The 24,530-nt window shown below is 29.8% G+C and carries 32 protein-coding genes, 2 pseudogenes and 1 riboswitch; of the genes and pseudogenes, 17 read left to right on the plus strand and 17 right to left on the minus strand.

Annotation, left to right across the window (positions count from 1 at the left end):
• Positions 1-25 precede the first annotated feature (25 nt).
• Positions 26-301 carry a hypothetical protein gene (locus ABXT61_RS01780; RefSeq protein ID WP_415315605.1) on the plus strand — a complete coding sequence of 92 codons (276 nt, stop codon included), beginning with the start codon at positions 26-28 and terminating at the stop codon, positions 299-301.
• Here ABXT61_RS01780 and ABXT61_RS01785 read toward each other — a convergent pair.
• Genes ABXT61_RS01785 through ABXT61_RS01795 form a run of 3 tightly spaced genes read right to left on the minus strand, consistent with a single transcriptional unit; the run spans position 291 to position 1,877 of the window.
• Positions 291-731 carry a hypothetical protein gene (locus ABXT61_RS01785; RefSeq protein ID WP_415315606.1) on the minus strand — a complete coding sequence of 147 codons (441 nt, stop codon included), beginning with the start codon at positions 729-731 and terminating at the stop codon, positions 291-293. The genes ABXT61_RS01780 and ABXT61_RS01785 overlap by 11 nt on opposite strands.
• Before the next feature lie 3 nt (positions 732-734).
• Positions 735-1,481 carry an aspartate/glutamate racemase family protein gene (locus ABXT61_RS01790; RefSeq protein WP_415315607.1) on the minus strand — a complete coding sequence of 249 codons (747 nt, stop codon included), beginning with the start codon at positions 1,479-1,481 and terminating at the stop codon, positions 735-737.
• A 48-nt stretch (positions 1,482-1,529) separates the two neighbouring features.
• Complete coding sequence (locus tag ABXT61_RS01795) at positions 1,530-1,877, minus strand: cupin domain-containing protein (protein WP_415315608.1); 348 nt, start codon at positions 1,875-1,877, stop codon at positions 1,530-1,532.
• A gap of 117 nt (positions 1,878-1,994) precedes the next feature.
• On the opposite strand from ABXT61_RS01795, the pseudogene ABXT61_RS01800 reads away from it, so the two are divergent.
• Positions 1,995-2,672: pseudogene (locus tag ABXT61_RS01800) on the plus strand (alpha/beta fold hydrolase); the annotation flags it as partial.
• Positions 2,673-2,753: 81 nt separating this feature from the next.
• Here the strand turns inward: ABXT61_RS01800 and ABXT61_RS01805 are convergent.
• From ABXT61_RS01805 to purE, 4 genes are all read right to left on the minus strand, one after another.
• Positions 2,754-2,960 (minus strand): cold-shock protein, encoded by a 207-nt coding sequence (locus ABXT61_RS01805; RefSeq protein WP_006998008.1) that lies wholly within the window; start codon positions 2,958-2,960, stop codon positions 2,754-2,756.
• A gap of 118 nt (positions 2,961-3,078) precedes the next feature.
• Positions 3,079-3,546 (minus strand): GNAT family N-acetyltransferase, encoded by a 468-nt coding sequence (locus ABXT61_RS01810; RefSeq protein WP_415315609.1) that lies wholly within the window; start codon positions 3,544-3,546, stop codon positions 3,079-3,081.
• Between the two features lie 11 nt (positions 3,547-3,557).
• The gene (locus ABXT61_RS01815) at positions 3,558-4,604 is read right to left on the minus strand and encodes a 5-(carboxyamino)imidazole ribonucleotide synthase (protein ID WP_415315610.1); all 1,047 of its coding nucleotides are present in this window, start codon (positions 4,602-4,604) and stop codon (positions 3,558-3,560) included.
• Between the two features lie 9 nt (positions 4,605-4,613).
• The gene (purE, locus tag ABXT61_RS01820; RefSeq protein ID WP_415315611.1) at positions 4,614-5,105 is read right to left on the minus strand and encodes a 5-(carboxyamino)imidazole ribonucleotide mutase; all 492 of its coding nucleotides are present in this window, start codon (positions 5,103-5,105) and stop codon (positions 4,614-4,616) included.
• 114 nt (positions 5,106-5,219) lie between these two features.
• On the opposite strand from purE, the gene ABXT61_RS01825 reads away from it, so the two are divergent.
• Genes ABXT61_RS01825 through ABXT61_RS01835 form a run of 3 tightly spaced genes read left to right on the plus strand, consistent with a single transcriptional unit; the run spans position 5,220 to position 8,457 of the window.
• Positions 5,220-6,188, plus strand: a complete 969-nt coding sequence (locus ABXT61_RS01825; RefSeq protein WP_415315612.1) for a membrane dipeptidase — start codon at positions 5,220-5,222, stop codon at positions 6,186-6,188.
• A complete protein-coding gene (locus ABXT61_RS01830) occupies positions 6,188-7,840 on the plus strand; it encodes a hypothetical protein (protein WP_415315613.1) in 1,653 nt (550 codons plus the stop codon). Before ABXT61_RS01825 ends, ABXT61_RS01830 begins: the two co-directional genes overlap by 1 nt.
• A 5-nt stretch (positions 7,841-7,845) precedes the next feature.
• Positions 7,846-8,457, plus strand: coding sequence for a DUF3726 domain-containing protein (locus ABXT61_RS01835; protein ID WP_415315614.1), 612 nt, complete (start codon positions 7,846-7,848; stop codon positions 8,455-8,457).
• A 1-nt stretch (position 8,458) separates the two neighbouring features.
• On the opposite strand, the gene ABXT61_RS01840 is transcribed toward ABXT61_RS01835, so the two are convergent.
• The 3 genes from ABXT61_RS01840 to ABXT61_RS01850 form a co-directional block, all read right to left on the minus strand.
• Positions 8,459-9,367, minus strand: a complete 909-nt coding sequence (locus tag ABXT61_RS01840) for a homocysteine S-methyltransferase family protein (RefSeq protein WP_415315615.1) — start codon at positions 9,365-9,367, stop codon at positions 8,459-8,461.
• Between the two features lie 9 nt (positions 9,368-9,376).
• Positions 9,377-9,440, minus strand: a riboswitch (SAM riboswitch).
• Between the two features lie 88 nt (positions 9,441-9,528).
• Positions 9,529-10,119 (minus strand): 2OG-Fe(II) oxygenase family protein, encoded by a 591-nt coding sequence (locus tag ABXT61_RS01845; RefSeq protein ID WP_415315616.1) that lies wholly within the window; start codon positions 10,117-10,119, stop codon positions 9,529-9,531.
• A gap of 29 nt (positions 10,120-10,148) precedes the next feature.
• Positions 10,149-10,895, minus strand: coding sequence for a sulfite exporter TauE/SafE family protein (locus tag ABXT61_RS01850; protein WP_415315617.1), 747 nt, complete (start codon positions 10,893-10,895; stop codon positions 10,149-10,151).
• An 18-nt stretch (positions 10,896-10,913) separates the two neighbouring features.
• Between ABXT61_RS01850 and ABXT61_RS01855 the strand changes: the two genes are divergently transcribed.
• The gene (locus ABXT61_RS01855; RefSeq protein ID WP_415315618.1) at positions 10,914-11,414 is read left to right on the plus strand and encodes a molybdenum cofactor synthesis domain-containing protein; all 501 of its coding nucleotides are present in this window, start codon (positions 10,914-10,916) and stop codon (positions 11,412-11,414) included.
• On the opposite strand, the gene ABXT61_RS01860 is transcribed toward ABXT61_RS01855, so the two are convergent.
• Complete coding sequence (locus ABXT61_RS01860) at positions 11,415-11,660, minus strand: DUF1244 domain-containing protein (RefSeq protein WP_415315619.1); 246 nt, start codon at positions 11,658-11,660, stop codon at positions 11,415-11,417.
• 311 nt (positions 11,661-11,971) lie between these two features.
• On the opposite strand from ABXT61_RS01860, the pseudogene ABXT61_RS01865 reads away from it, so the two are divergent.
• Both ABXT61_RS01865 and ABXT61_RS01870 read left to right on the plus strand, forming a co-directional pair.
• A pseudogene (locus ABXT61_RS01865) lies at positions 11,972-13,522 on the plus strand (aldehyde dehydrogenase family protein).
• Between the two features lie 45 nt (positions 13,523-13,567).
• Positions 13,568-13,915: a DUF779 domain-containing protein gene (locus ABXT61_RS01870; protein WP_415315620.1), complete on the plus strand. Its 348-nt coding sequence runs from the start codon at positions 13,568-13,570 to the stop codon at positions 13,913-13,915.
• Here ABXT61_RS01870 and ABXT61_RS01875 read toward each other — a convergent pair.
• From ABXT61_RS01875 to moaA, 6 genes are read right to left on the minus strand one after another with little or no spacing between them, the layout of a single operon-like run.
• On the minus strand, positions 13,912-14,481 hold the full coding sequence (locus ABXT61_RS01875; protein WP_415315621.1) for a sulfite oxidase heme-binding subunit YedZ: 570 nt from the start codon (positions 14,479-14,481) through the stop codon (positions 13,912-13,914). The genes ABXT61_RS01870 and ABXT61_RS01875 overlap by 4 nt on opposite strands.
• Before the next feature lie 25 nt (positions 14,482-14,506).
• Positions 14,507-15,412 (minus strand): protein-methionine-sulfoxide reductase catalytic subunit MsrP, encoded by a 906-nt coding sequence (gene msrP / locus ABXT61_RS01880; RefSeq protein WP_415315622.1) that lies wholly within the window; start codon positions 15,410-15,412, stop codon positions 14,507-14,509.
• Positions 15,409-15,852 carry a molybdopterin synthase catalytic subunit gene (locus ABXT61_RS01885; protein WP_415315623.1) on the minus strand — a complete coding sequence of 148 codons (444 nt, stop codon included), beginning with the start codon at positions 15,850-15,852 and terminating at the stop codon, positions 15,409-15,411. Before ABXT61_RS01885 ends, msrP begins: the two co-directional genes overlap by 4 nt.
• The gene (locus ABXT61_RS01890) at positions 15,852-16,121 is read right to left on the minus strand and encodes a hypothetical protein (protein ID WP_027306642.1); all 270 of its coding nucleotides are present in this window, start codon (positions 16,119-16,121) and stop codon (positions 15,852-15,854) included. The genes ABXT61_RS01885 and ABXT61_RS01890 overlap by 1 nt, the downstream gene beginning before the upstream one ends.
• Positions 16,122-16,123: 2 nt before the next feature.
• Positions 16,124-16,669 carry a cyclic pyranopterin monophosphate synthase MoaC gene (moaC, locus tag ABXT61_RS01895; protein ID WP_415315624.1) on the minus strand — a complete coding sequence of 182 codons (546 nt, stop codon included), beginning with the start codon at positions 16,667-16,669 and terminating at the stop codon, positions 16,124-16,126.
• On the minus strand, positions 16,670-17,662 hold the full coding sequence (gene moaA / locus ABXT61_RS01900; RefSeq protein ID WP_415315625.1) for a GTP 3',8-cyclase MoaA: 993 nt from the start codon (positions 17,660-17,662) through the stop codon (positions 16,670-16,672).
• A gap of 35 nt (positions 17,663-17,697) precedes the next feature.
• On the opposite strand from moaA, the gene ABXT61_RS01905 reads away from it, so the two are divergent.
• The 9 genes from ABXT61_RS01905 to ABXT61_RS01945 are packed head-to-tail and all read left to right on the plus strand — an operon-like array spanning position 17,698 to position 24,394.
• A complete protein-coding gene (locus ABXT61_RS01905; RefSeq protein WP_020169258.1) occupies positions 17,698-18,531 on the plus strand; it encodes a phytanoyl-CoA dioxygenase family protein in 834 nt (277 codons plus the stop codon).
• A 22-nt stretch (positions 18,532-18,553) separates the two neighbouring features.
• On the plus strand, positions 18,554-19,996 hold the full coding sequence (locus ABXT61_RS01910; protein ID WP_415315626.1) for an NAD-dependent succinate-semialdehyde dehydrogenase: 1,443 nt from the start codon (positions 18,554-18,556) through the stop codon (positions 19,994-19,996).
• 5 nt (positions 19,997-20,001) lie between these two features.
• Positions 20,002-20,868, plus strand: coding sequence for an NAD(P)-dependent oxidoreductase (locus tag ABXT61_RS01915; protein ID WP_415315627.1), 867 nt, complete (start codon positions 20,002-20,004; stop codon positions 20,866-20,868).
• Positions 20,865-21,707: a fumarylacetoacetate hydrolase family protein gene (locus ABXT61_RS01920; RefSeq protein ID WP_415315628.1), complete on the plus strand. Its 843-nt coding sequence runs from the start codon at positions 20,865-20,867 to the stop codon at positions 21,705-21,707. Before ABXT61_RS01915 ends, ABXT61_RS01920 begins: the two co-directional genes overlap by 4 nt.
• A 6-nt stretch (positions 21,708-21,713) precedes the next feature.
• Positions 21,714-22,421 (plus strand): cytochrome c biogenesis CcdA family protein, encoded by a 708-nt coding sequence (locus ABXT61_RS01925; protein ID WP_415315629.1) that lies wholly within the window; start codon positions 21,714-21,716, stop codon positions 22,419-22,421.
• Positions 22,422-22,444: 23 nt separating this feature from the next.
• Positions 22,445-22,636: an NAD(P)H-dependent oxidoreductase gene (locus ABXT61_RS01930; protein WP_415315630.1), complete on the plus strand. Its 192-nt coding sequence runs from the start codon at positions 22,445-22,447 to the stop codon at positions 22,634-22,636.
• Complete coding sequence (locus ABXT61_RS01935) at positions 22,608-23,027, plus strand: FMN-dependent NADH-azoreductase (RefSeq protein WP_415315631.1); 420 nt, start codon at positions 22,608-22,610, stop codon at positions 23,025-23,027. The genes ABXT61_RS01930 and ABXT61_RS01935 overlap by 29 nt, the downstream gene beginning before the upstream one ends.
• Positions 23,027-23,833 carry an inositol monophosphatase family protein gene (locus ABXT61_RS01940; protein WP_415315632.1) on the plus strand — a complete coding sequence of 269 codons (807 nt, stop codon included), beginning with the start codon at positions 23,027-23,029 and terminating at the stop codon, positions 23,831-23,833. The genes ABXT61_RS01935 and ABXT61_RS01940 overlap by 1 nt, the downstream gene beginning before the upstream one ends.
• Complete coding sequence (locus tag ABXT61_RS01945; protein ID WP_415315633.1) at positions 23,834-24,394, plus strand: DUF924 family protein; 561 nt, start codon at positions 23,834-23,836, stop codon at positions 24,392-24,394.
• Positions 24,395-24,530 lie beyond the last annotated feature (136 nt).

The raw sequence follows: 24,530 nt of genomic DNA on the forward strand, positions 1-24,530 counted from the left end.
AAAAATAACTATTAGCGTATTTGCCATGTGTTTTCTGACTGGATGTTTGCAAAATACAGCATTCTTAGGACCAGCTATAACCGTTGCTAGTACTGGAAATATATACCAAGCTGGATTGTCTTACGGATCTAGTAAAACTATAAAAAAAATGACAGGAAAAACACCAACCGAAAATGTTAAAAGTTTTTTAGACAGTAAGAATACCACAGTTAAAGAAGAAGAAATTCATGATGAATTTTTTGTGTTGGTTAAAGATAAAATTGAAAAAAAAAGCAATATCTTGAACCTAGCTAATCAATAATATTCAATAAAAGTTGTTCAGACTGACCTGTTTCTCTACACCAAAGCTCATAACTCTCACACATACGCCATAAAAAATCAAATGCACGCTGAGAAATTTCAAGTGGGAAGGAGCTTTTAGCGTAATATAAGTCAGGGTACTTTATTAGCTGTTTTATAGTGGCATCCTTTTGTACGTTTAAAAGTTTAATGGTTTCATCTGGTATTTTTTCTCCACTATCTTTATCAATAAATTTGTTATCTTTTAAATAATCAAACCAATCATCATGGAACTTACCACTGCTTATTTCTTCATATTTTGTTGTACCTATAAAACCCTCAATGGCATCTATGTTAGAAATATCTAAATTATTTTTTTTAATATTAGCTATATCTTTATAAATGACTTCAGCTAAATAAATAACATAGGGTTTTTTTATTTTAGAAAGCATTACTTATTTTCTATATTTTACCATAGCTGCATTGGCTAATATTAAATTTGGATCTAAATATAGTTTTGACATTTTTACATTTTTCAATGATTTAAATGCAAAAATTGCTATAGGCAATTCTGTACAACCTAATATAATTTTTTTACAATTATTTTTGATTAAATAATTTATTGCAGGTTTAATAGATTTTTCAGCTAATTTTATATTACCCATTTTGACATGTTTGATAGTTTTATTAACAGATTTAATTTGCAGATCTTGAAGAGGTGTAATCAATTTATATTCATTCTTAAATAATTTTTCATAAATTTTTGTTTTTAAAGTGCCCTCTGTTGCAAGAAGCCCAATTTTTGAATTCTTTTTATAAATTTTTTTAGTATATAAAAAAACTTCTTTAGGCATATTTACTATTGGAATTCTTATTTTCTTTTTTAAATCTTCATACCAATAATGAGCAGTGTTACAGGGTATGACAATAAACTTACAACCACTTTTCTCTAGTGATCTACAACCTTCGAGTAAGCTTTTAAGAACCTTATTATATTTTAAATTATTTTTTAAATTTCTAGGAAGGTCTGTAAACCTTTTAGTTTGAACGCCAATTGACTCTGGTCTTCCAGGTATATTAGATTTATTGTAAAGCATGAAAAGAGGGTATTCTTGATCAATCTTACCTCTATTAAGCATTGCAAGTTTGTTGCAAAAATCAAGCCCAGCCTGTGTTCCCATTCCTCCTAATATACCAATCATAATTATTAATACTTTTTAATATTGTTAAAAATTTGTTTTGTGCTCATTTTACAAGGGTTGATTAATACCTCTCATGAAGACTAAAACCAAGCAACCATTTATTGTGTGTGATGAATGTTTTGATCCTGGTTCAAAAGATATAAAATCACCCTTTTTAAAAATTTTTCCATCTGGATCTGTTAATTCCCCATCTAACATTAAAAATTCCTCAAAACCCTTATGTTCGTGAGGTAGACTTTTTGCACCTGGTTCCATTTTTAAAACATAAGTTCCTTGTCCGCCGTTTTCTCTACTATAGCTAATTTTATGCCAACTCATCCCAGGCACAACTGCTCCATAGTTATCAAATGGTGTAAACTCAATATCTTTTAGATTTGTTATTTTTCTTTTAATCATAATTGTTATATTCAATAATTATTAATAATTAATAAATATGCAAGATATATTTGCCGAAGATGTGGGAAGTGGAATTCCTTTAGTTTTAGTCCATGGCTTTTTAGGTTCTTCTGAAATGTGGAAGCTACAAATAGATTTCTTTAAAGAAAATTATAGAGTTATTGCGCCGGCACTTCCAGGTTTTGGAAAAAGCAATAAAGTCAAATCATGTAACTCAATTGAAGGTATGGCTAAATCTATATTGACAAGTTTAGAAAAAAAAAAATAGAACATTTTTATTTGTTAGGTCACTCAATGGGCGGCATGATAGTGCAAGAAATGGTTAAGTTAACAGGTGAAAAAATCTTAAAATTAATTTGTTATGGTACAGGACCTAGAGGAAACATACCTGGTAGATTTGAAACTATAGATGTTTCTAGAGAAAAACTAAAAACTAATGGACTGGATAATACGGCCTATAGAATTGCAAAAACATGGTTTATTGAAGAGGATAAATCTAAATATTTTTACTTATGCGAAGAAGCGGGTAAACAAACTTCTTTAGAAACAGCGGACAATGCACTTGTTGCTATGAAAAATTGGAGTGGTATTGAAAATTTAAAAAATATTAAGAACGAAACTTTGATAATTTGGGGAGATCAAGATAAAGCCTATAACTTCAATCAAGTAGAAACTTTAAAAGAAAATATTACAAATAGTGATTTGAGAATAGTTGATGGTTGCTCTCATAATGTTCATTTAGAGAAGCCAGATGAATTTAATACGATAGTGAGTGAATTTCTTAAAAAAAACTGATTGGTATTGGCTGAAATATTTAGCTAAATAATTAAAAAATTAATTTAATTAAAAAATCGCAGCCAATAGAAAGTGTGAATATTATGCAGTTTTTAAATTTACCGCTGAAGGACCTTTTGGACCATCTTCAACTTCAAAAGTCAAAGCTTGACCTTCATCTAAACCGTTCATACCAGCATCTCTTACAGCTGAAACGTGAACGAATACATCTTTTTCTTTATCTTCTCTTTCAATAAAACCAAAACCTTTAGTTGGATTGAACCATTTTACTTTTCCTTGTAGACTCATATTTATCTTCTTACTTTTTATTGTGTTACTTTTATTACTTATAATTAAGTAATTTACGCTTTGTTTAGATTTATTGAGGTTTTGTCAACTAAATTTAAAAGATTAAATAATTAAAGACTTATTTGTTGCTTATTCGCATGGTCATATAAATAGAGTTTATATCTTTTTTATAGTGAGAGAAGGGCTCACAAGGGTCAAAACCACACTTATTAAATAATTTTCTAGCAGTTAAAAAGAAGTCACCAGCACCAGTTTCTAAACTTAATCTTTTAATATTAAGTTTTTTTGCCTCATTAATTAAATGATTTATGACTTTTGTGCCATTTCCCTTACCTCTAAAGTGGTCACTAACCCTTATAGATTTGAATTCACCATGTTCTTTATCTAAAAATTTTAATGCACCACTTCCCATTAAGTCATTTTCTTCCCATAGGCTCCAAAATTTAATAGATGGGTCTTTTAATCCAGCTATATCAAGCACGTGAGTACTCCCTTCCGGTGATACAGATCTTAACTCGATGAAATGCTTTATAAGTAGCTCATGAACTTCTGGATTATCAAAATTTCCTTCGATTGATTTTAACATTTGGGCAATATCTATTTAAGAAGGGTTGTTAGGTGTCCCATTTTTCTTTTTTGTTTAATTTCTTTTTTAAGATAATCAAAGAAAAATTCATTTTCATTATGTTCTTTATTCCTGTAAATGTTTATTTGATTACCAATAATATTTATCATCGTTGCATTAGATATTTTTTTAAGAGGTATTTGCTTTAATTTACAAACAGCTCTTACATGATTTTCAAATTGACTTACATTATAACTATTTATTGTTAAGTGCCCTGAGTTATGAACTCTTGGTGCAATTTCATTTACATAAAGGTTGTCATTCCTATCAATGAAAAATTCAACGCACAAAGTTCCAACGTATTTTAATTCTTCAGAAATTTGAGTTGCCCATAGTTTTGATTGTTCTAAGATTTTATCACTAATATCAGCTGGAATTTTGGAATTCTTCAAAATTTGGTCTTCATGTACATTTTCAATAGGTTCATAAATTTCATATTTTTGATTACCAAAACGAGTAATAATTATTGAGATTTCTTTTTTTAATTTTACTAATTTTTCTAAAATATAACTTTTTGAATAATCAATATTAATTGTATCTAAATTTTCTAAACTACTAATAGGGTGTTGCCCTTTGCCATCATACCCTAGTGTTATAGTTTTAAGTATACCGGGCAGTAAATCTTGAACTGGCTCTATGTCAGATTTTTTTTCAATAGATACATATCGAGTAGTTCTTATATTCAGATTATTGATAAAATCTTTTTCTGCTAATCTATTTTGAATTATTCTGTTTATAGAAGGTTTTGGCAAAACAGGTTTTATTTTATTAATTTCATTTAATGTTTCATATGGAATATTTTCAAACTCATAGGTTACAACATCAATTTTATTTAAAAATTCTTTAATCTTAGTTTGATCATTGTATTGTCCGTGGACAAAATTATTAGAAAAATTTTGTGCAGGGGCATCAATATCATCACAAAAAATAACAGTCTTAATCTCTAGTTTATTCGCAGCAATAGCTAGCATACTACCTAACTGACCTCCACCTATAATTCCAAGAATTGGTTTAGACATATTTAAAAACTATTTTGGTTTTTTTTTAACAGATTTGCTCTGACTTAAACGAAACTGTCTTAATTTTTTTTTGACAGTCAAATCACTAAGACCAATAATAGATGCAGCTAATAAGGCAGCATTAATTGCGCCATCTTCTCCAATTGCTAATGTTCCAACAGGTATTCCTTTTGGCATTTGTGCAATGGATAAAAGGCTATCAAGACCTTTTAGCTTTTTACTCTCAATTGGGACACCTAGCACGGGTAAAGATGTAAGGGCTGAAATCATTCCTGGTAAATGTGCAGATCCACCAGCTCCTGCAATAATTACTGCAATACCATTTTTTTCAGCATTAATAGCAAATTCATACATCCTCTTAGGGGTTCTATGAGCTGATATTATTTTTGTTTCAAATTTTATGTTTAATTTTTTAAGAATATTTTGACAAAATATCATGGTTTTATAGTCAGATTGACTACCCATAACAATTGTTATTTTTTTTAATTTATTTTTAGCCATTTGTTGTAATTTTATTCAAACGTAAATTGTTATTTCAAATTAAGCCTAAAATTTCAATAAAATTAATAGAATTTATCTATCTTATTGATATTCTTTAAAACAAAGAAGATCACAATGAATTTTAAAATTGATAATTTACAATATTGTAACTGGTCTAGAGAAATTTTTCAGATCAATAAACAAGCAGGACTGGATGCAATCCACGTAACCATTGTTTACCACGAAGATTTTAATGAACTAAAAACAGTATTAAAAAACTGGAAAAATCACTTTTCAGAAAATTCTGACTTAATTTTTCATGGCAAAAGTTTTAAAGATATTGAAAAAGCTAAATCTGAAAATAAAACGGCAGTTTTTTTTGGTTTTCAAAATTGCTCACCTATAGAAGATGATATTGGATTGGTTGAAAAAGTTTACGATTTAGGATGTAGGTTTATGCAGCTTACTTATAATAACCAGTCATTACTAGCCACAGGATGCTATGAGGCAATAGATAGTGGCGTTACTAATTTTGGCAAAGAAGTAATTAAAGAAATGAATAGATGGGGTCTTGTAATAGATATGTCTCATTCAGCAGAAAAAAGTACAATTGATGCAATCGAGATAAGTGAAAAACCAATTGCAATAACCCATGCAAACCCATCATTTTGGCATCCAGCTAAGAGAAACAAATCAAATGAATTGTTAAAGATTTTGTCAGAAAATAAAGGAATGTTGGGTCTGTCTTTATATCCTCATCATTTAAAAGATGGAACAGATTGTTCTTTAGAAAGTTTTTGTGAAATGACAGCTAAGACAGCTGAGATTATGGGAGTTGAAAAAATAGGAATAGGCTCAGATCTTTGCTTAAACCAACCAGATACTATTGTTGAGTGGATGAGAAATGGTACTTGGACTAAAAGCAAAAATTATGGAGAAGGATCAAAAAATAAACCTGGTTTTCCAAAACAACCTGATTGGTTTTTAGATGCAAGAGGGTTTGAAAACTTAGAAGTAGGACTTAAAAAAGTTGGTTTCTCAGAAAATGAAGTTAATGGAATTCTTGGAAACAATTGGTACAATTTTTATAAAGAAATGAACTAATGAATATCCCTTTAAGAGACCCCAATATAGTAATGAAATTATCAAGACTAGGGTCATTTCATCAATCTAAACTTTCATTTTTAAGAAGTTTTTTAAAAGAATTTAAAGATTGGGATTATAAAAGAGATTTATTTGGTTTAAATGAGCATGGGTATGGCACAGCAGTTTATTCATTTAAGAAAAAAAATAGAGTTTATTCATTAATTTGTTTTGCAAATGAATTGGATGAAGAAGAAAGATCAGATAGAGTTATAGCCACTAAATGGGATGCAGCCTTTACACTTTTTGATGGTGTTCCTTTAAAACAAGATATTGAAAGATTACAAAATGAAGTTCCTAAACAAGAATTCGGTAGACTTTCATATAAAGAACTAACACTTTCAAGAGCCAATAAATCAGTTAGAGTTTTTAATCATGTGGTTGAATGTTTAAGTGAAGGTAAACAGCCTGATAATGACTTAATAGCTAGTGTTGGTTATTTATACAGAACAACTGCAGTTTATGGGTCTGGTAAATTTGGCTTAGCTGATAGATTTAGAATTAAGGATAGAGAAGAAATTTACGGTCCCTTTAGATTGGAGATGATGTTAGTTTATTTAGTTAGACAATTTACTTTTGATCAAGTTAACCATGTCGCCAAAAGTAAGAACCCAAAAAAAGCTGTAAATCTTGATGTAAATATTTGCAAAAGTTTAGGAATAGGAAACTCGACAGGCTTGGGAATGGCGCCATTTATTGTTAACCATCCAACTCTTTTAAATAATTGGATTTCTGCAAGGGAGATTTCTTTAAAAAAAATAAGAGAGATAAAAACAATATCAGAGAAAGATAAAAACTTATTTTTAGAATGTTTAAAAAAATCAATAAAGAATATCACTTCTTGGAATACTGAAAGTGAATATCAAATAAATAAAATTAAATCTTTATTAAAAGATCTTAATGAATTTATTGTCTATCTAGATAATGATTTTAATTTTGAGCAAGATTATGCTTTTAATGAATTGTATCTACATTTAGAAAAAGAATATTGTGAAGAATGCATTGAATATGTTGTCTCAATGATGATGGAGCCTTATGATGATATTACCTCACCTTTAATTAAAGAAATGAGTTCTGAAGAAGAAAAATATTTTAATATTCCAACTGAAAGAACGGTAGAAGACTTAAAGCTGATTTTAGAAAAAAAATATCCAGATATCTTAACGATAGATTTTTCTAAAGATGAAAATAATTTAAATTTTTGGTTTATTTCAAAAAATAAAGAAGAGCCAAGACTAGCAAATAGATTTGATGAAGTGGGTGCTGAATTAGAGCAACCTCTAGCAATTGCAAGAGATATTAAAAAACTTTATGAATTGTTATCGGTTACTAAAAATAGCTGGACCATTGCTAAACTTTTATCAACTAATAATGAATTAAGACACGTTGTTAGAAGAGCATTTATAGTAGAGAAATTTCCTTATTCTGAAATACAAGATAACACCATTGGCCAAAAAATAATGCCTATTGATATGCTGAGACTAAAGCTATCATTTTTTGGAGCATTAAAATTTGATCCACGTTCTGATAAATGGTTAAGAATATGCATGTTTCAAGGAGCACCTTTACCCGAACAATTAAAAAACTATGATGAACATTGGGTTTATAATTAATCAACATGAGATCATTAAGTGAAATAGATACAGTTTCTAAAAGATCGAGCAGGGCTGCTGGATATTCATGGGGTATAGCAGAGGAGATAGGAAAAAATATAAGACTGCTTGAGATTTTTAGCCTACCTGGAATTAAAAACTTAAATAGTTTTTTTAAGAAAAAAAAAAAATTAAGGTTAGAGAACATAAGCATCATAAAGCAAGACAATGAAGCTAATAAAAATGAATATTGTCCAATAATTGCAGGGGTAAATTTTTTAGATCAGATTAAAACTTTAGAAACCTTAAGTGAGATAACGTTTAAAAAAGTCTCTTATCCATTACTTTTCTTGCCATTTGTAAGCAGGGCAGCAGAAATAATTGGCAAAAGAATATTTTTAAAAATGGACGACAGAGAATTTTTATTAAACTTTAATAATAATATTTATTCAAACTATACTAAAAATGAAATTATCGAGTCTGCTGAAAATATTTACTTAAAAGTTTTAGAAAATAGAGACTCGTTTGAAGAAAAAGAATGGAATGAGCTCTATAAGCTTTCAGAAGAAACTTTTGTTGAGGAAAATGACAGTTTAAAAGAAAGTGGTGCTGGTGCTGGATTAACTGATAACGATTAATCTATTTAAATTTAGCCATTTCCTTAATATGAGAAGGTCTTGTTTCACAACATCCACCTAAAATAGTTGCACCTGTATCTTTAAATCTTTTAACAAAATTTGCCATCAATTCAGGTGTTAAATCTTTTCTTTGACCCAAAAATTCATTTGGGTTACCAGTTTTGCTCATATTGTAATTGTTAGTGTAACCATCTTTAGGCTTAGTTGTCACAAAAGCATTAAGTTTAAATCCAAAAGGAACACCTAAATTTTTTACTTCTTCTAAATTTTCAGAAAAGTTTTCAGGAGAAACGCACGATAAAATTAATCCTAGTAAATTGTTATGGTTAATATTGTTAATAATATCTGATATTTTTTCACCACTTGGAAGATTTATTCCTTGAGATATATGAGCACCAATTAAGTAAGGCTTGTTAAATTCTTTAATTGCTTCAATGGCTAATTCGAACTCTTTTATGCTAGACAAAACATCTAGGTAAAAAAAATCAACATAAGAATTTAATAGCTTTGCTTGATCATAAAAGTTTTGCTTAATTTCATTATCTGGTCTTGTATCTTCTTCGTATGTTAAATATTGAGGAGGAAGACCACCTGCAATTAAAACATTAGGATATTGTTCTTTAGCTTTTTGAGCTATCTCACCAGCTTTTTTATTTAAGTATTCAAACTTATCTTCAATTTTATTATCACGTAATCTTATTCGTCTAGTAGTAAAAGTGGCTGTAACAATAACTTCAGCACCTGCTTTAATAAAATCTAAATGAGTATCTAATAAGAGTTGATGGTATTCTTCTTTTAATACAGCATTTGCACTCCACAATGTGCCATTTGATTTCATGCCTCGAGCCAATAATTCTTGCCCCATACCACCATCTAAAATTCGTGTTGTTTTAAAAAAATTAATATCCATTTTTATTCCTTACTTTTTTAGTGCTTTGGCTTTATGCCAGGTGCGCAATACAGTTCAACTACCTTTACCAATTATATAATGATTTCCTTTTTAGCAGGTAGTACCTGCAATATGGATCAAATCGGTTAACTATTTATATATCTAATAGCCTGATTAGTAAATCACTTCTTGAATAATATTTTAGCATTAAATGAAAAGGATCTTCTTTCACCATCAACATTAAATGGATAAGCAGTATGCATCAAATAATTTGGAAAAATCAGTAGATCCCCTAATTTAGGATTTAAATTATAGATGCTTTTACTTAAAAAATTTTTTTGACCATTAATAAAATCAATAGTTCCATTAGTTTTAATCTTTTTATTCTTAAGAAGTTTATTTTGATTCATATCTTTTGGGATTCTAAGATAGCCAACTCCTGACAATTGTCCTTCATGATAATGAATTGGGTTATATTCATTTTTTATTTGTCTAACTACCCATAGATTAATTATCTTAATTTCTTTAATTTTTTTTATGTCAGACTTATCAAGATAAATTTTGATATTTTTTATTAGCTCTTTAAACAAACTTTTATTAATTATTGTTTTAGGTATCTTAATTTCATTCTTAATTTGACTTGCAAGTTTAGAACTATAATCATTTTTTTTAGATAATTGAGACTTATCAACGTGATTATTTAATATAGTGATAATTTTTTTGGATAACTTTGTTTTTCCTATAGTCGGTCCAAAAGCTCTAAATGTTTTCATATTTTATTTATAATAATTTAATACTTCTGTTATGCAAACAACTTCATTCCCATTCGAATAGCGACAAATATGACAAGTGACGATGTTACTAGAGCCAACATTCTTGCGGGAAAAATTTTAAGATTTAAATAGTTTCCTAGTTGACCGCCTATTAAAACAAATAGAAATAATGGCCAATAATCATAAACCCCATTTATTGTTGATGACTTTGTAAATTGACCAGCTAGACCTGATAGAGAATTAATTAATATGAATAATGATGCAGCTGTTGCAATATTTTTTGCTTTATCCACTCTAATCAATAGTAATATGGGGCTTAAAAAGATTCCGCCACCAATTCCAACTACACCAGAGACAAATCCAATAGATGCACCGATTAATATCGATAATATTTTTGGTATCTTTTTATAAACTTCAATTTTTTGATCAAAAGATTGAAATTTCATGAGAAGTAGAGTTCCCGCTAGTGCCAATACAACAAATAGTAAAATTTCAAAAACTTCTTTATCTATTGATAAAGATCCACCTATGAATGCAAGTGGAATCGATGATATTAAGTACGGCGTTAGTATCTTAATATTTATATTCCCTGCTTTGATATAGTTAATGCAATTTCCTGAAACAACAATAATGTTGCAAAAGAGGGCAATTACAGGAAAGATCAAGTAAGAAACATCCCAAATTAATAGAAGGGCCAGATAGGTAGAGCCACCTCCAAATCCAACACTTGAATATAAAGTTGCTGTTAGAAGAAATAAAAATGATAATATAATCACAGTAATTATTTTAATTTTATGATTGTAAATATAGCACTTTTAACAGTTACAGACACTAGAACTTTTGAGAATGATAAGTCAGGTGCGATCTTAGTAAAAAAATTAGAAGAGGCTAAACATAAATTAATCGATAGAAAAATTTGCAAAGATAACAAAGAAGACATTGTTAAAATCCTTAAAGATTGGATTAAGCAGTCTGAAATAGATGTTGTAATTACAACTGGTGGTACGGGACTCACGGGTCGCGATATAACACCAGAGGCAGTAAATGAGATTGCTGATAAGCATATTCCAGGTTTTGGAGAAGTGTTTAGAACAATTAGTTTAAAGACAGTTGGCACTTCTGCTATTCAATCAAGAGCTTGTGCTGTGTTAGCTAATGGTAAGTATGTGTTTGCTTTACCAGGATCTTCAGGAGGAGTTACTGATGCTTGGGACGGAATTTTAAAACATCAGTTAGATATAAATCATAAACCTTGTAATTTTGTAGAACTATTTCCAAGACTTAAAGAAAAATAATTATTTTTGATATTTTTCTTTCCACTCTGGATAAGGCATTCCATAAACATGTTCTCGTGCATCTAAATCTGAAATTTCAATACCTTTTTTCTCTGCTTCTTCTCGATACCACTTTGATAAGCAGTTTCTACAAAAACCAGCAAGGTTCATAATATCTATATTTTGAACATCTTTTCTTTCATTTAAATGCTTAAGAAGCCTTTCGAAAGTAGCAGATTGCAATTCTTTTTTTGTATTTTCATTCATAGTCAAATTATTAGACACATTTTAATTAAGCACAAGATGTAGGTCATATTCAATCTTAAGTAGAAAATTAATAATATAATTCCTAGATCTTAATACTTTTTTTTGTTTAGTTAAGTGATGGCTATTAAAAAAAAAAAACAGCCAAAAAGTCTAAACGTAAAGCCAAAAAAAAGATTAAGAAAAACTTGGTCAAACGATCACCTAAAAATATTAAAAAAGTTAAAAAGAATAAAGGTGTGACTAAAAAGAAGTTACTTAAGCCAATTAAAAAAAATAAGCTTAAGAATATTAATAAGAGAGAGAGGATAAAAATGAGTACAGAAACAGTAAAAGGTGGACGATCTCCGTTACTAGATACGTCTCACTTAAAAGTTAAATTTCCATTTAAAGAACAATATGGAAATTTTATAGGTGGTAAATTCGTTAAACCAAAATCAGGAAAATATTTTGATAACGTGAGCCCAATAAATAATGAAGTTATATGTTCCGTTCCAAGGTCAGATGCAAAAGATGTTGAGGCTGCATTAGATGCTGCACATGCTGCTTTTCCTACTTGGGGAATTACATCAATAACTGAAAGATCTAACATTCTACTTAAAATAGCTGATGTTATTGAAAAAAACCTTGAGCTTTTAGCTACCGCTGAATGTCTAGATAATGGAAAGCCAATCAGAGAATGTATGGCAGCTGATTTACCCTTAGTTGTTGATCATTGGAGATATTTTGCTGGAGCAATAAGAGCAGAAGAAGGTTCTGTTTCAGAGATAAGTAACAGTGAGTATTCTTATCATATTCCTGAGCCACTTGGTGTAGTTGCGCAAATTATACCTTGGAACTTCCCGTTATTAATGGCAACATGGAAACTTGCACCAGCACTTGCTGCAGGAAATTGTGTAGTTTTAAAACCAGCTGAACAAACACCAGCATCAATCTTACTTTTAATGGAATTAATTGGAGATCTATTACCTCCAGGAGTTCTTAATGTTGTAAGTGGTTTTGGATTGGAAGCAGGTAAGCCATTAGCTTCATCTAAAAGAATCAGAAAGATTGCTTTTACGGGTGAGACAACAACTGGGCGTTTAATTATGCAGTATGCTGCTCAAAACTTAATTCCAATAACTTTAGAATTAGGTGGAAAATCTCCAAATGTTTTCTTTGAAGATGTCATGGATCAAGATGATGAATTCTTCGATAAATGTCTTGAGGGTTTTACAATGTTTGCTCTTAATCAGGGAGAGGTTTGCACTTGTCCTAGTAGAGCTTTGATTTAAGAATCTATCTATGATAAATTTATGGAAAGAGCTATCGCTAGAACAAAAGCTGTAACACAAGATAACCCTTTAAAAATGGAAACCATGATAGGTGCTCAAGTATCATTAGAGCAAATGGAGAAAATAAAATCTTACTTAGATTTAGGTAAGAAAGAGGGTGCTAAAGTTCTATGTGGAGGTGAAGTTGCTAACTTAAACAGTGGTTTGGAAAAAGGTAATTATATCCAACCTACTATTTTTGAAGGTGATAACTCTATGAGAGTTTTCCAAGAAGAAATTTTTGGTCCAGTGGTTTCTGTTACTAAATTTAAAGATGAAGCGCATGCATTAGAAATTGCAAATGATACTCTTTATGGTTTAGGAGCAGGTGTTTGGACTAGAAATGGAAATATTGCTTATAGAATGGGAAGAGGGATCCAAGCAGGAAGAGTTTGGACTAACTGTTACCATGCTTATCCAGCTCATGCTGCTTTTGGAGGTTATAAACAATCTGGAATTGGTAGAGAAACACATAAAATGATGCTTGATCATTACAGACAGGTGAAAAACTTACACGTGTCATACAGTGAGAAAAAATTAGGCTTCTTTTAACAGATATATTATAATGGCCTGTATTAAACTACAGGCCATATAACTATGAAAGTTTCAGCAACACCATTAGCGTTAGAATTAATTGAAGATCTAAAGAAAGATCATGGTAAAGAATTGCTTTTTCATCAATCTGGTGGATGTTGTGATGGCAGTGCCCCGATGTGTTATCCGGTTAAAGAATTTCTTATAAGCGATGATGATGTTTTGATTGGTAAAATTGGGGGTGTTCCTTTTTATATAAGCGAAACCCAACATGAAGCATGGAAAAATACAGATTTGATTATTGATTGTATTAAAGGCATGGGTGGAATGTTTTCACTAGATAATGGAACTGGAAGAAGATTTTTAACAAGGTCTGAGATTTGTGTACCTGAAAAAAATTCAATTAATTAGTTGAATTTCATTTTAACTCTTAGCGTAAGTAAAATTACAATAATAATAAGATAAATTAAGGGTTCAACTGTAACTACTTTAACTAACCACAAGTAGTGAATAATTCCCAATAAAGAAATTATATAAATAAGCTTGTGTAGTTTTTTCCACTTATCTCTTAACAACCTTATCATTCGTTTAGACGAAGTAAGAGCAAGTGGCACCAATAAAAGCCAAGCTAAAAATCCAGCAAATATAAATTTTTTCTTAACAATATCATCACTAATACTAGATAGGTCAAACCGATAATCTAAACCTACATAAGTCATCATGTGTGCTGATGCATAAAAAAAGACAAACAGGCCAAACATTCTCCTATAACTAATCCAAAAATTTAATTTAGTAAATTTTTGTAGAGGAGTCATTGCAAGAGTTATTATAATAAAACGAAGTGTCCAATTACCAGTTACATGTGTAATTTCTTTCACAGGTTCAGGACCTAACTGATTAAAGGCAATTTGATAAAAAATAATTAATATTGGCAGTAAGCAAAAAAAGAAAATGGGTATTTTTATATATTTTTGCATAGTTTAAAAAACCAACTAAATATTTTTAAAAATTTTTCTTTAAATCCATACCAGAGTATAGATTTGCAACTTCATCACCGTACCCATTAAACATTTCAGTCTCAATTCTAGGAGCTAAAATACCTTCACCTATGACACGTTCTGTTGCTTGTGACCATCTTGGATGCGAAACATTTGGGTTAACATTTGAATAAAATCCATATTCTCTTGGGGATGATCTCATCCAAGATGATGTAGGCATATTTTTAACTAATTTTATTTTAACAATTGCTTTTGCACTTTTAAAACCATACTTCCAAGGAACAAAAATTCTTAATGGAGCTCCATTTTGATTAGGCAATGCTTTTCCATAAAGCCCAGTAACAACTGTTGTTATAGGATGCATCGCCTCATCAATTCTTAGACCTTCTCTATAAGGCCAATTTAAAACTGGATATCTTTGGCCATTCATTTGTTCAGGGTCATAAACACTTTCAAATTCAACAAATTTTGCAGTATTTTTTATTGATACTTTATTAAGTAATTTGCTTAGAGAAAATCCCATCCAAGGAATAACCATAGACCAACCCTCAACACACCTTAGTTTGTAGACTCTTTCTTCCGAAGGAAATAAAGAAATTATTTCTTCAGCTGAAATCGTAACTGGATTTTCTACTTCCCCTTCAATAGTTACACTCCAAGGTTTAGTAATAAATTCTTGTGAATTTCTATAAGGATCACTTTTACTGGTACCAAATTCATAATAATTGTTATATGTCGTAATATCTTCATATGATGTTAGCTTAGTTTTATTTTGTGAATAAGCATTGTTTAAGAATGGTATACTGTTCAAAGATATTGAACCAACACCAAGCCCAATTGATTTAATAAATTTTCTTCTTTTATTGTAAATTAATTCTGGTGTAATTTCTGAATGTTTATATTTTTTCATTTTTTAATAGGATTACCTTTTAACCATTCACTTTCATCATTTCTATAATGTTCTTTTTTCCAAATAGGTGATCTTTTTTTGATTTCTTCAATTATATACCTAGATAATACGTAAGCTTCATCTCTATGTTTGCAGGCAACTGCGATAATTATACTAGTTTCTCCAAGCCCCACATAGCCCTTTATATGCTCTATAAAGACTGCTTTATCTATAATTTTAAGTTTTTCTGTAGTCTCTTTATAAATTTCTTCAAAACTTTTTAGTACTAGTTCGTCATGACTATCATAAGTTATACCAATAACTTCTTTATTTTCATTAATATTTCTTACATTTCCTGTAAAAATAATTGATGCACCATATGAGGAGGATTTTATAAATGCTTCTGCTTCAGAAGTTTTTATGTTATTTTTTTCAATATCTATAATTTTTGCATGTAACATCAGCCACCTCCTATAGGAGGTATAATCCCAATTTTTTGATCTTTTGTAATTTTAAAATTATCATTAACAATATTATTATCTTCAGAGCAAAAAGCAGAGCTTTTAACTATTTTTATAAAATCTTCATTACCTTTAAAATTAATATCCAAGTAATTGATGATTTCTCTTCTTAAATCTTTGATTTCAATTTTTTCTTTAATATTAAATTCTAAGTAATCTTTATTGCTAAAATCTCTACTTGCTCCAAATAACTCAAGTTTAACTTTCATGTTTAAAAAATATCTTTTAAAAACTCTGGTAGTCCGTCAGGATTGATCCATAGACCACTTTTTCCACCTTCTTTAATTAATAATTTCACATTATCAATTCTAAGATGTGGGTTTACAATTTTACTAAGATCATAGATTGTAATTAATGCAGCATTAACTCCCATAATAGCTTCCATTTCAACACCAGTTTTTGCAACAGCTGACACAACACAAAAAACCTCTAAAGAGCTATCATCTTCATGCATGATAATTTTTGTTGCAGTATGATCTATTGGAAGTGGGTGACATAATGGAATTAATTCACTAGTTTTTTTAACACCTAAAATTGCTGAAACTTCAGCTAAAGTGATCGGATCACCTTTAGGCATTTCTTTATTTCTAATTAGATTAAAAACTTCTTTTCCTACATAAATTCTCCCAGAAGCTAACGCTCTTCTAAATGTTTCTTTTTTTGATGAAACATCAATCATGTTAAAAGAATTTTTTTTAAAAATTTCTTTAGCCCAGTCTTTTAATTTTTTCTCGTTTATCACTTTTAAGTTTGCCATTTATCCTCCAGTACTAGATAAATTTGGAGTAATTCCAGTATCTCCAAGCTCTAAATAATGTGACTCTTTTTTAAGATGCAATTGTTTTATGATAAGATCAACAAGCTCATCTTTTTGAGTATCATCTTGTAATAGATGTCTGATGCTAATTCCAGTATTCCCAAATAAACATAATCTTAGATCTCCTCTAGAGGTAACTCTTAATCTATTACAAGTTTGGCAAAAATCTTTAGTATAAGGAGCAATTAATCCAAATTTACCCTTAAAATTTGGATGTATAAAATTTAATGAAGGGCCCGCATCTTTCCCATAAGTTTGCGGTATCCAGTTATTTTTCTCTAAATAATCTTTGAATAATTTAGAGGAAACATGATTTTTTTTAAAATATTCTAAATTATCACCAGTTTGCATCAATTCTATAAATCTAAAATCAATATTGTTATCTTTTATGAAATTTCCAAATTTTTCAAATTTTTCATAGGTATCATTAATACCTTTGAGTAAAACGGCATTAATTTTTATATTTTTAAAATCTAGTTTTTGTAAAATCTTTATGCCTTCTAAAATTTCATTAAGCCTGTCATGTCCTGTTAGTTTTTTAAAAGTTTCTCTATTTAAACTGTCAATACTAATATTTATTCCATCTAAACCAGCTTCAAATAATTGTTCTGCAATTTTGTTTAAACGATAACCATTAGTTGTCATTGTTACTTTGGGTATATTGGAATTTTGCTTCATATCTTTTAAGATATCAAAAAAGTCTTTTCTAACTGTTGGTTCTCCACCAGTTAATCTAATTTTACAAACACCCAATTCAGACAATGCTTTTGTCAATCTGGATATTTCTTGAGCAGACATAAAACTTCTCGTGTCACCAGGTGTTTTTTTGTAACCTTGTGGTAAACAGTAGGAGCACTTATAATTACAGACGTCTGTGATCGATAGTCTTATGTAGGGAAATTTTCTTCCAAAAGTATCACTTAGTAATTTCATCTTATATTTATTACATTATATTATAATAATAATATATGAGCAAAATTATTACCAAATCAGAACTGGATCTATTTAAAAAAGACGGAGCTGTCTTAATCAAGGGTAAATTTGATAACGCATGGATTGACAGGTTAAAAACAGGGATTAATAAAGCCAAAGAAAACCCTAGTCCTCGATTTGTAAATCATACTAAAGATCAAAATCAACCTGGATATTATGAGGATTTTTGGACTTGGGATTTGCATGAAGAATTTAGAGATTTCGTGTTTAAATCTCCTACCGCAAAAATTGCAGCAGAACTTTTGGAAGCAAAAAAAATTAATTTAGTAATGGATAATTGGTTTTTTAGAGAAGCAGGGTCAAAATCATTACCCCCTTTTCATCACGATATATCATATTTTGATTTTGAAGGATCTATGTGTGTTTTGTGGATACCACTTGAACCAATAAAAAAAGAGGATGGTATAGCATGGGTTAAAGGTTCTCATTTGTGGGATAAATTATTCCTAAGAACACGGTTTAATGACGGCCATGAAGTTGATGGTGAACCAGGGATTGTTAATGGAAAAAAATATGAATTAACTCCCGATATATTAAAAAATAAAAATGATTATGAGTTTTTGCAGTGGGATCTAGATATTGGGGATTGTATTTATTTCGATATTAGAACATTACATGGAGGATTAGATACCGTTATACCAAATAGAGATATACATCGTTACACATTAAGAATGGCAAAAGAAAATTCACAGATTATTTATAGGGGAGAATGGGCAAGAGAGGAAAGGTCTATTATGGAAGCTAATGGCTATAAAAATGGTGATAAATTAGAAGGTATAATGTTTCCAAAACTTTGGTCATTAGGATAAAAGTAGTAAAAATTTATAAATTATGTACGAAAAATTTGGACAATTTATTGATGGTAACTGGTCTCCTTCAGCAGACAAGGGAACTTATGAGGTTATCAATCCAGCAACAGAAGAAATTTTAGGTCATGCTTCTAAAGCAACATCTGTTGATGTTGATAAAGCATTAAAGTCAGCTGAAAAAGGATTACAAATCTGGAAAAAAACAACACCCTGGGACAGATCTTATATTCTTAGACGTATAGCAGATAAACTGCGAGAGAAAAAAGATTTATTAGCTAAATGGATGACTTTAGAAAATGGAAAACCTTTAGCAGAAGGTGTTGGTGAAACAAACGGAGCAGCAGACATTTTTGAATGGAATGCTGAAGAGACAAAAAGAATTTTTGGACAAACTATTGAAAGTAGATTTGAAGACACAAGAGTTCATGTTTATTATCAACCAGTTGGAGTTGTAGCAGCATTATCGCCTTGGAATTTTCCACTTATTTTAGCAGCTAGAAAAATATCTACTGCTCTTGCTGCAGGGTGTTCTGTAATTATTAAACCTGATACAATTACACCTGGTGTAGTAATGGAGTTGGTTGATATTTGTAGAGAATGTGGCGTTCCTCCAGGAGCAGTTAATCTTTTATCAGGCGATCCACCAAGCATAGCCTCTCAATTAATTCAATCAGATATAGTTAAAAAAATTTCAATTACTGGATCTTTAAGAGTTGGAAAATTAATTTTAAAACAAGCTGCTGATAAAGTTCAAAGAGTAACAATGGAGTTAAGTGGTCATTCTCCTTTTATAGTTTTTGATGATGCTGATGTTAAAAAAGCAGCTGATATGGCTATTGCTGCAAAATTTAGAAATAATGGACAAGTTTGTATTTCTCCTAATAGATTTTATATTCATGAATCAAAAAAAGAAGAATTTATTAATTTATTTATTGAGAGAACTAAAAAGTTAAAAATTGGAAATGGAATGGATCCAGACACTCAATTAGGTCCATTAACAACTCAAAAAAGATTAAATGAAGTTGAGGAATTAGTTGAAAAAACTAAACAAGAAGGTGCTAAAGTTTTATTAGGTGGAAAAAGACCAGCAGGCTTTAATAAAGGTTTTTATTATGAGCCAACAGTTTTTGATGATGTAAAAGATGATTCTACTATTATGAAACAAGAACCATTTGGACCATTAGTTCCAATGTTGTCATTTAAATCTTTTGATGAAGTTATTGAAAGAGCTAACGATAATGACCTTGGTTTATGTAGTTATGTTTGTACTAATTCAATGGAAACAGCTAATCTTGCATCAGAAAAATTAGAAACTGGATCTGTAGCAGTTAATACAGGAGCTGTTGCAATTGCTGAAGCTCCATTTGGTGGAATAAAACAGAGTGGATATGGAAGAGAGGGTGGATCAATGGCTATCAAAGATTACCTTAATGTTAAATATACTCACATGGGCATTAAAGGCTAACACTTATGCAAATTGGTTTTATTGGGGTCGGTCTCATGGGTTTTCCCATGGCCAAAAATCTTCTTAAATCTGGATATAAGCTTAAAGCATTTAATAGATCTCAAGATAAAGCTGAAAGATTAAAAGAATTTGGTGCAAAGATTTCTACATCCATTAAAGACGCTGTTACTAATTCAGATATAATAATTACAATGCTTACAGATGATAATGCTGTTGAAAAAGTGATGAGCAGTAATGAATTTATTTCTAATATAAAAGAAGGAGCTACAGTTATCGATATGAGCTCGGTTAATCCAGTTTTAACCATAAAATATTCAAAAAAATTAAAAGAAAAAAAAATAAATTATTTAGATGCTCCAGTTTCAGGTGGAACTGTAGGAGCTGAAGAAGCAACATTAGCAATAATGATTGGCGGTGATGAAGAAACGTTTAAAAATTGCTATGAACTGCTAAAAAAAATGGGCAACCCAACATTAGTAGGTCCTGTATCGTCTGGCCAAATATCTAAATTAGCTAATCAAATTATTGTGGGCGTAACCATTGGAGCTGTAGCGGAGGCTATCACTTTATGTGAAAAATCTGGAACTAACCCAAATAAAATGATTGAAGCTTTATCAGGGGGTTGGGCTGATAGTAAAATATTACAAACTCATGGAAAAAGAATGATTAGTAAAGATTTTTCACCAAAAGGAAAAACCACAACGCAATTGAAAGATATGACTAATATCATTAATGCTGGAAAAGCTGTTGAAACTCATTTGCCTATTTCTAGTTTAATTAAAGAAATGTATAAAGAGCTAGTAGCTGATGGACATGGTAATACTGATCATAGCTCTTTATATAATGCAATTGAAAAGATAAATAAAAAATGAAATTTTTAAGAATTGGAAAAGAAGGTAAAGAAATTCCTGTAGCATTAGATAAAGATGGAAAATATAGAAATTTATCATCAGTTATTAAAGATTTAAATCCTGAAAGTATTAATTTTGAAACTCTAGATAAAATTAAAGAAATAGATTTAGAGAGTTTGGAAGAGATAAATCAAAATGAAAGAATAGGGTCTTGTATTTCTAAGCCAGGAAATTTTTTTGCAATTGGTTTAAATTATGCTGAACATGCAAAAGAGACAGGTGCAAAAACACCTGAGAACCCAGTTCTATTTAATAAGTCAGTTCATTCTATAGTTGGACCAAACGACAATGTAATTATACCCAAGACTTCAAAAAAATTAGATCATGAAGTGGAGATAGCGTTTGTCATTGGAAAAAAGGCAAAAAGAGTTTTAGAAAAAGACGCACAAGATTACATTTTTGGATATTGTATTTGTAACGATATCAGTGAGCGTGAATGGCAAAAAGAAAAAGGTGGCCAGTGGGTCAAGGGTAAATCTGGTGATACATTTGGACCTATAGGACCCTATTTAGTAACTAAAGATGAAATTAAAGATGTTAATAATTTGAACTTATCACTAGATGTTAATGGTAATAGACATCAAACAGGTAACACTAAGCAAATGATTTTTAATTTTAACTTTTTGGTAGCTCATATTACAAGTTTCATAACGTTAATGCCTGGCGATATAGTTACTACCGGCACCCCTCCTGGAGTTGGTCTTGGAATGAATCCTCCTGTTTTTTTAAAAGATAGTGATAATATGGAGCTAGCAGTTGATAGTCTTGGAAGTCAAAATATAAAAGTAGTTGCAGAGTAATTTTATATGATTGAATTATTTATAGCTTTTGGTGCAGGTCTTATCAGTTTTTTATCACCATGTGTCTTACCGTTAATACCTGGTTACGTTTCCTTTATTAGTGGCAACACATTAAATGAAATCTTAGAAAAAAAGAAAATTGATTTATTACCGTTGATAGTTTTTTCATTAGGTTTTTCTTTTGTATTCATCATCTTTGGTGCAACTGCCTCTTTTTTGGGTCAAATTCTTTTACAAAATTCTCAAATTTTAAGATCAATTGCAGGAGTTATAATAATCATATTTTCTCTTCAATTAATTGGTGTTTTAAATATTAAATTTCTTAATGTTGAAAAGAAATTTTATACAAAAAAATCAAATAATATATTCTTTGTATTTATTGTGGGAATGGCATTTGGCTTTGGATGGACACCGTGTATTGGGCCTATTTTAGGGTCGATACTTGCTTTAGCCTCTACAGAAGAAACTATTTACAAAGCAATTTTACTTTTAAGTTTTTACTCTCTTGGGTTAGCGATACCTTTTATTTTATCAGGTTATTTGATGCAAAAATTTTTATTATTTTCAAAAAACTTCAAAAGAAATATTAATTTAGTCACAAAAGGTGGTGGTATAATACTTTTAATTACAGGAATTTTAATTTTAACAAATCAATTACAAGTTCTTGGCTACTATATTTTAAACCTTTTACCCTTTTTGCAAAACTTCGGTTAATAGGTTAATAATAATTTATACTTATGAAAATTTATCAAATTGACTCAAGTGCCAGAAAAGAAGGATCAAGTTCAAGAGCATTAGCAAAAAAATTATTAGATAAAATCAAAAAACCAGGTGATGAAGTAATTTATAGAGATTTAGATGACGATATGCTTTTTGTTAGTGGTTTAACTGAGTTCTGGAATGAAGATTGCAGAAAAAGACCAAACTGAAGAGCATAAAAAAATGTTCGAACTATCAGATAAACTTGTAAGTGAATTAAAAGAAAGTGATATCATTATAATTTCAGCGCCAATTTATAATTATGGCCCTCCAGCAACTCTTAAAGCTTGGTGTGACCTAGCAGCAAGAATTGGTGAGACTTTCAGGTTTAAACCTAATGGGAGAAGAGAGGGATTACTTAAAAATAAACAAGCTTATTTAGTAATTACTTCAGGTGGAACTAAATTAAATAGCTCAGAAGATTTTTTAACCCCATGGTTAAAATTTATATTAAATTTCTTTGGAATTGAAAAAGTTAAAGTAATAAGTGCTGATCAAATGGCGTTAGATTATGAGAAATCAATTAAAGAAGCTGAAAAACAAATTGAAAATATAATTTAATGAATTTATTAAATAAAAAGGATTACAAGTTATATTCTAACTTTCTAAATACCTTAGCAAAAGACTTAAATAAATTTTATTTTTCAAAACTCAATAAAACTTTCATGATAACTAACAAACTTAAAGGTAAAGGTTATGACCCAGTAACAACATCTGACAAAGCATTTGAAAAATTCATCAGATTAAAGATTAAAAAAAAATTTCCAAGTCATCAAGTTATTGGTGAAGAGTTTGGTCACAAAAAATCAACTAGTGATTACACATGGGTCATAGACCCAATTGATGGAACAAGATCATTTGTAATAGGCAATCCAACATGGAGCAATTTAATATCGCTTAATTTTAAAGGTATACCCGTTGTTGGTTTAGCAAATTTTCCAATTTTAAATAAATACTATTTAAACTTTGATAATAAAAGTGCTTTTGTTTTTGAAAAAGGTAAAAAAAGAAAAATTTCTGTTTCAAAAAAAATACCATTTAGTCAGATAAAAGTATCAGGAGCATTCCATGGAGCAGTCTCTCTTAAACAGCAAATGACAATCCCAAAAGTTTTAAAATTAATGCAATTTCCAACTGCGGATGCATTAAGTTACTCCCATTTATGTGAGGGAAAAATTGATGTTGTTTTTCAAGCTACTAATAAAATTTGGGATATTCACCCATTGATGCCAATTATAAAAGCCTCAGGAGGAATTGTTACAACTTGGGATAATAGAAATGCAGTTAACGCTGGAAGTATTTTAGTTTCAGCCAATCAATCCATTCATAATAAAATGCTTAAACTTTTAAAGACAGTTTCAAAATAAATGCATACAAGAGCAAAAAAAATATTAGATTTTTGGTTTAAAGACACTCCACCAAATAAAAGATTTCAAAAACATAAAGATTTTGATGTGCTAATAAAAAAGAATTTTTTAAAAGATTACGAATTAGCAAGTACAAATGAATATGACGATTGGCAAGACAGCCCTCTTGGTTCTTTAGCTTTAATCGTTTTATTTGATCAGTTTTCAAGAAATATGTTTAGAGATGATCCAAAAGCTTTTAGCCAAGATCATAAAGCAAGGTTGATAGTTAACGATTCTGTTTATGCAGGCTTTTTAGATGAAATGGATCAAGATCAAAGACTTTTTATGATATTACCACTAATTCATAGTGAAGAGATCACAGATCATGACATGGCCTATTATCTACTAGATAAATTCTTAAAAGATCATCCAGGTTTAATCTCTATAAAAAAATCTTGGAAAGACCACACATTAGCAATAAAGAAATTTCATAGATATCCTCATCGAAACTTAATGTTAGATAGAAAATCTACTCCTGAAGAATTAGAGTTTCTAGCTCAACCAAATTCATCCTGGTAAGATGTTCACTAAGTGAAAAATAAAATAAGATATTCAATCGTTGCATTGCTGTAGTGACAATTTGTCATTTTAATATTGTAATTTGCTGTCTATAAGGGGCGAATAGAATTCAAAAATTAACATTATCTTCTCTCTC

This window comes from Candidatus Pelagibacter sp. Uisw_137 (genome assembly GCF_047720245.1).
Classification (GTDB): domain Bacteria; phylum Pseudomonadota; class Alphaproteobacteria; order Pelagibacterales; family Pelagibacteraceae; genus Pelagibacter.

Bases quoted from the DNA above. Each gene is read 5' to 3' on its own strand.
- msrP (WP_415315622.1), bottom strand. From the start codon at position 15,412: ATGAAAAAATATAAACATTCAGAAATTACACCAGAATTAATTTACAAT.
- ABXT61_RS01925 (WP_415315629.1), top strand. From the start codon at position 21,714: ATGATTGAATTATTTATAGCTTTTGGTGCAGGTCTTATCAGTTTTTTA.
- ABXT61_RS01920 (WP_415315628.1), top strand. From the start codon at position 20,865: ATGAAATTTTTAAGAATTGGAAAAGAAGGTAAAGAAATTCCTGTAGCA.
- ABXT61_RS01910 (WP_415315626.1), top strand. From the start codon at position 18,554: ATGTACGAAAAATTTGGACAATTTATTGATGGTAACTGGTCTCCTTCA.
- ABXT61_RS01860 (WP_415315619.1), bottom strand. From the start codon at position 11,660: ATGAATGAAAATACAAAAAAAGAATTGCAATCTGCTACTTTCGAAAGG.
- ABXT61_RS01890 (WP_027306642.1), bottom strand. From the start codon at position 16,121: ATGAAAGTTAAACTTGAGTTATTTGGAGCAAGTAGAGATTTTAGCAAT.
- ABXT61_RS01945 (WP_415315633.1), top strand. From the start codon at position 23,834: ATGCATACAAGAGCAAAAAAAATATTAGATTTTTGGTTTAAAGACACT.
- ABXT61_RS01940 (WP_415315632.1), top strand. From the start codon at position 23,027: ATGAATTTATTAAATAAAAAGGATTACAAGTTATATTCTAACTTTCTA.
- moaA (WP_415315625.1), bottom strand. From the start codon at position 17,662: ATGAAATTACTAAGTGATACTTTTGGAAGAAAATTTCCCTACATAAGA.
- ABXT61_RS01835 (WP_415315614.1), top strand. From the start codon at position 7,846: ATGAGATCATTAAGTGAAATAGATACAGTTTCTAAAAGATCGAGCAGG.
- ABXT61_RS01780 (WP_415315605.1), top strand. From the start codon at position 26: ATGTGTTTTCTGACTGGATGTTTGCAAAATACAGCATTCTTAGGACCA.
- ABXT61_RS01875 (WP_415315621.1), bottom strand. From the start codon at position 14,481: ATGCAAAAATATATAAAAATACCCATTTTCTTTTTTTGCTTACTGCCA.
- purE (WP_415315611.1), bottom strand. From the start codon at position 5,105: ATGGCTAAAAATAAATTAAAAAAAATAACAATTGTTATGGGTAGTCAA.
- ABXT61_RS01845 (WP_415315616.1), bottom strand. From the start codon at position 10,119: ATGAAAACATTTAGAGCTTTTGGACCGACTATAGGAAAAACAAAGTTA.
- ABXT61_RS01885 (WP_415315623.1), bottom strand. From the start codon at position 15,852: ATGTTACATGCAAAAATTATAGATATTGAAAAAAATAACATAAAAACT.
- ABXT61_RS01870 (WP_415315620.1), top strand. From the start codon at position 13,568: ATGAAAGTTTCAGCAACACCATTAGCGTTAGAATTAATTGAAGATCTA.
- ABXT61_RS01930 (WP_415315630.1), top strand. From the start codon at position 22,445: ATGAAAATTTATCAAATTGACTCAAGTGCCAGAAAAGAAGGATCAAGT.
- ABXT61_RS01805 (WP_006998008.1), bottom strand. From the start codon at position 2,960: ATGAGTCTACAAGGAAAAGTAAAATGGTTCAATCCAACTAAAGGTTTT.
- ABXT61_RS01840 (WP_415315615.1), bottom strand. From the start codon at position 9,367: ATGGATATTAATTTTTTTAAAACAACACGAATTTTAGATGGTGGTATG.
- ABXT61_RS01855 (WP_415315618.1), top strand. From the start codon at position 10,914: ATGATTGTAAATATAGCACTTTTAACAGTTACAGACACTAGAACTTTT.
- ABXT61_RS01790 (WP_415315607.1), bottom strand. From the start codon at position 1,481: ATGATTGGTATATTAGGAGGAATGGGAACACAGGCTGGGCTTGATTTT.
- ABXT61_RS01830 (WP_415315613.1), top strand. From the start codon at position 6,188: ATGAATATCCCTTTAAGAGACCCCAATATAGTAATGAAATTATCAAGA.
- ABXT61_RS01795 (WP_415315608.1), bottom strand. From the start codon at position 1,877: ATGATTAAAAGAAAAATAACAAATCTAAAAGATATTGAGTTTACACCA.
- ABXT61_RS01915 (WP_415315627.1), top strand. From the start codon at position 20,002: ATGCAAATTGGTTTTATTGGGGTCGGTCTCATGGGTTTTCCCATGGCC.
- ABXT61_RS01825 (WP_415315612.1), top strand. From the start codon at position 5,220: ATGAATTTTAAAATTGATAATTTACAATATTGTAACTGGTCTAGAGAA.
- ABXT61_RS01905 (WP_020169258.1), top strand. From the start codon at position 17,698: ATGAGCAAAATTATTACCAAATCAGAACTGGATCTATTTAAAAAAGAC.
- ABXT61_RS01935 (WP_415315631.1), top strand. From the start codon at position 22,608: ATGAAGATTGCAGAAAAAGACCAAACTGAAGAGCATAAAAAAATGTTC.
- ABXT61_RS01810 (WP_415315609.1), bottom strand. From the start codon at position 3,546: ATGTTAAAATCAATCGAAGGAAATTTTGATAATCCAGAAGTTCATGAG.
- ABXT61_RS01785 (WP_415315606.1), bottom strand. From the start codon at position 731: ATGCTTTCTAAAATAAAAAAACCCTATGTTATTTATTTAGCTGAAGTC.
- moaC (WP_415315624.1), bottom strand. From the start codon at position 16,669: ATGGCAAACTTAAAAGTGATAAACGAGAAAAAATTAAAAGACTGGGCT.
- ABXT61_RS01815 (WP_415315610.1), bottom strand. From the start codon at position 4,604: ATGTCTAAACCAATTCTTGGAATTATAGGTGGAGGTCAGTTAGGTAGT.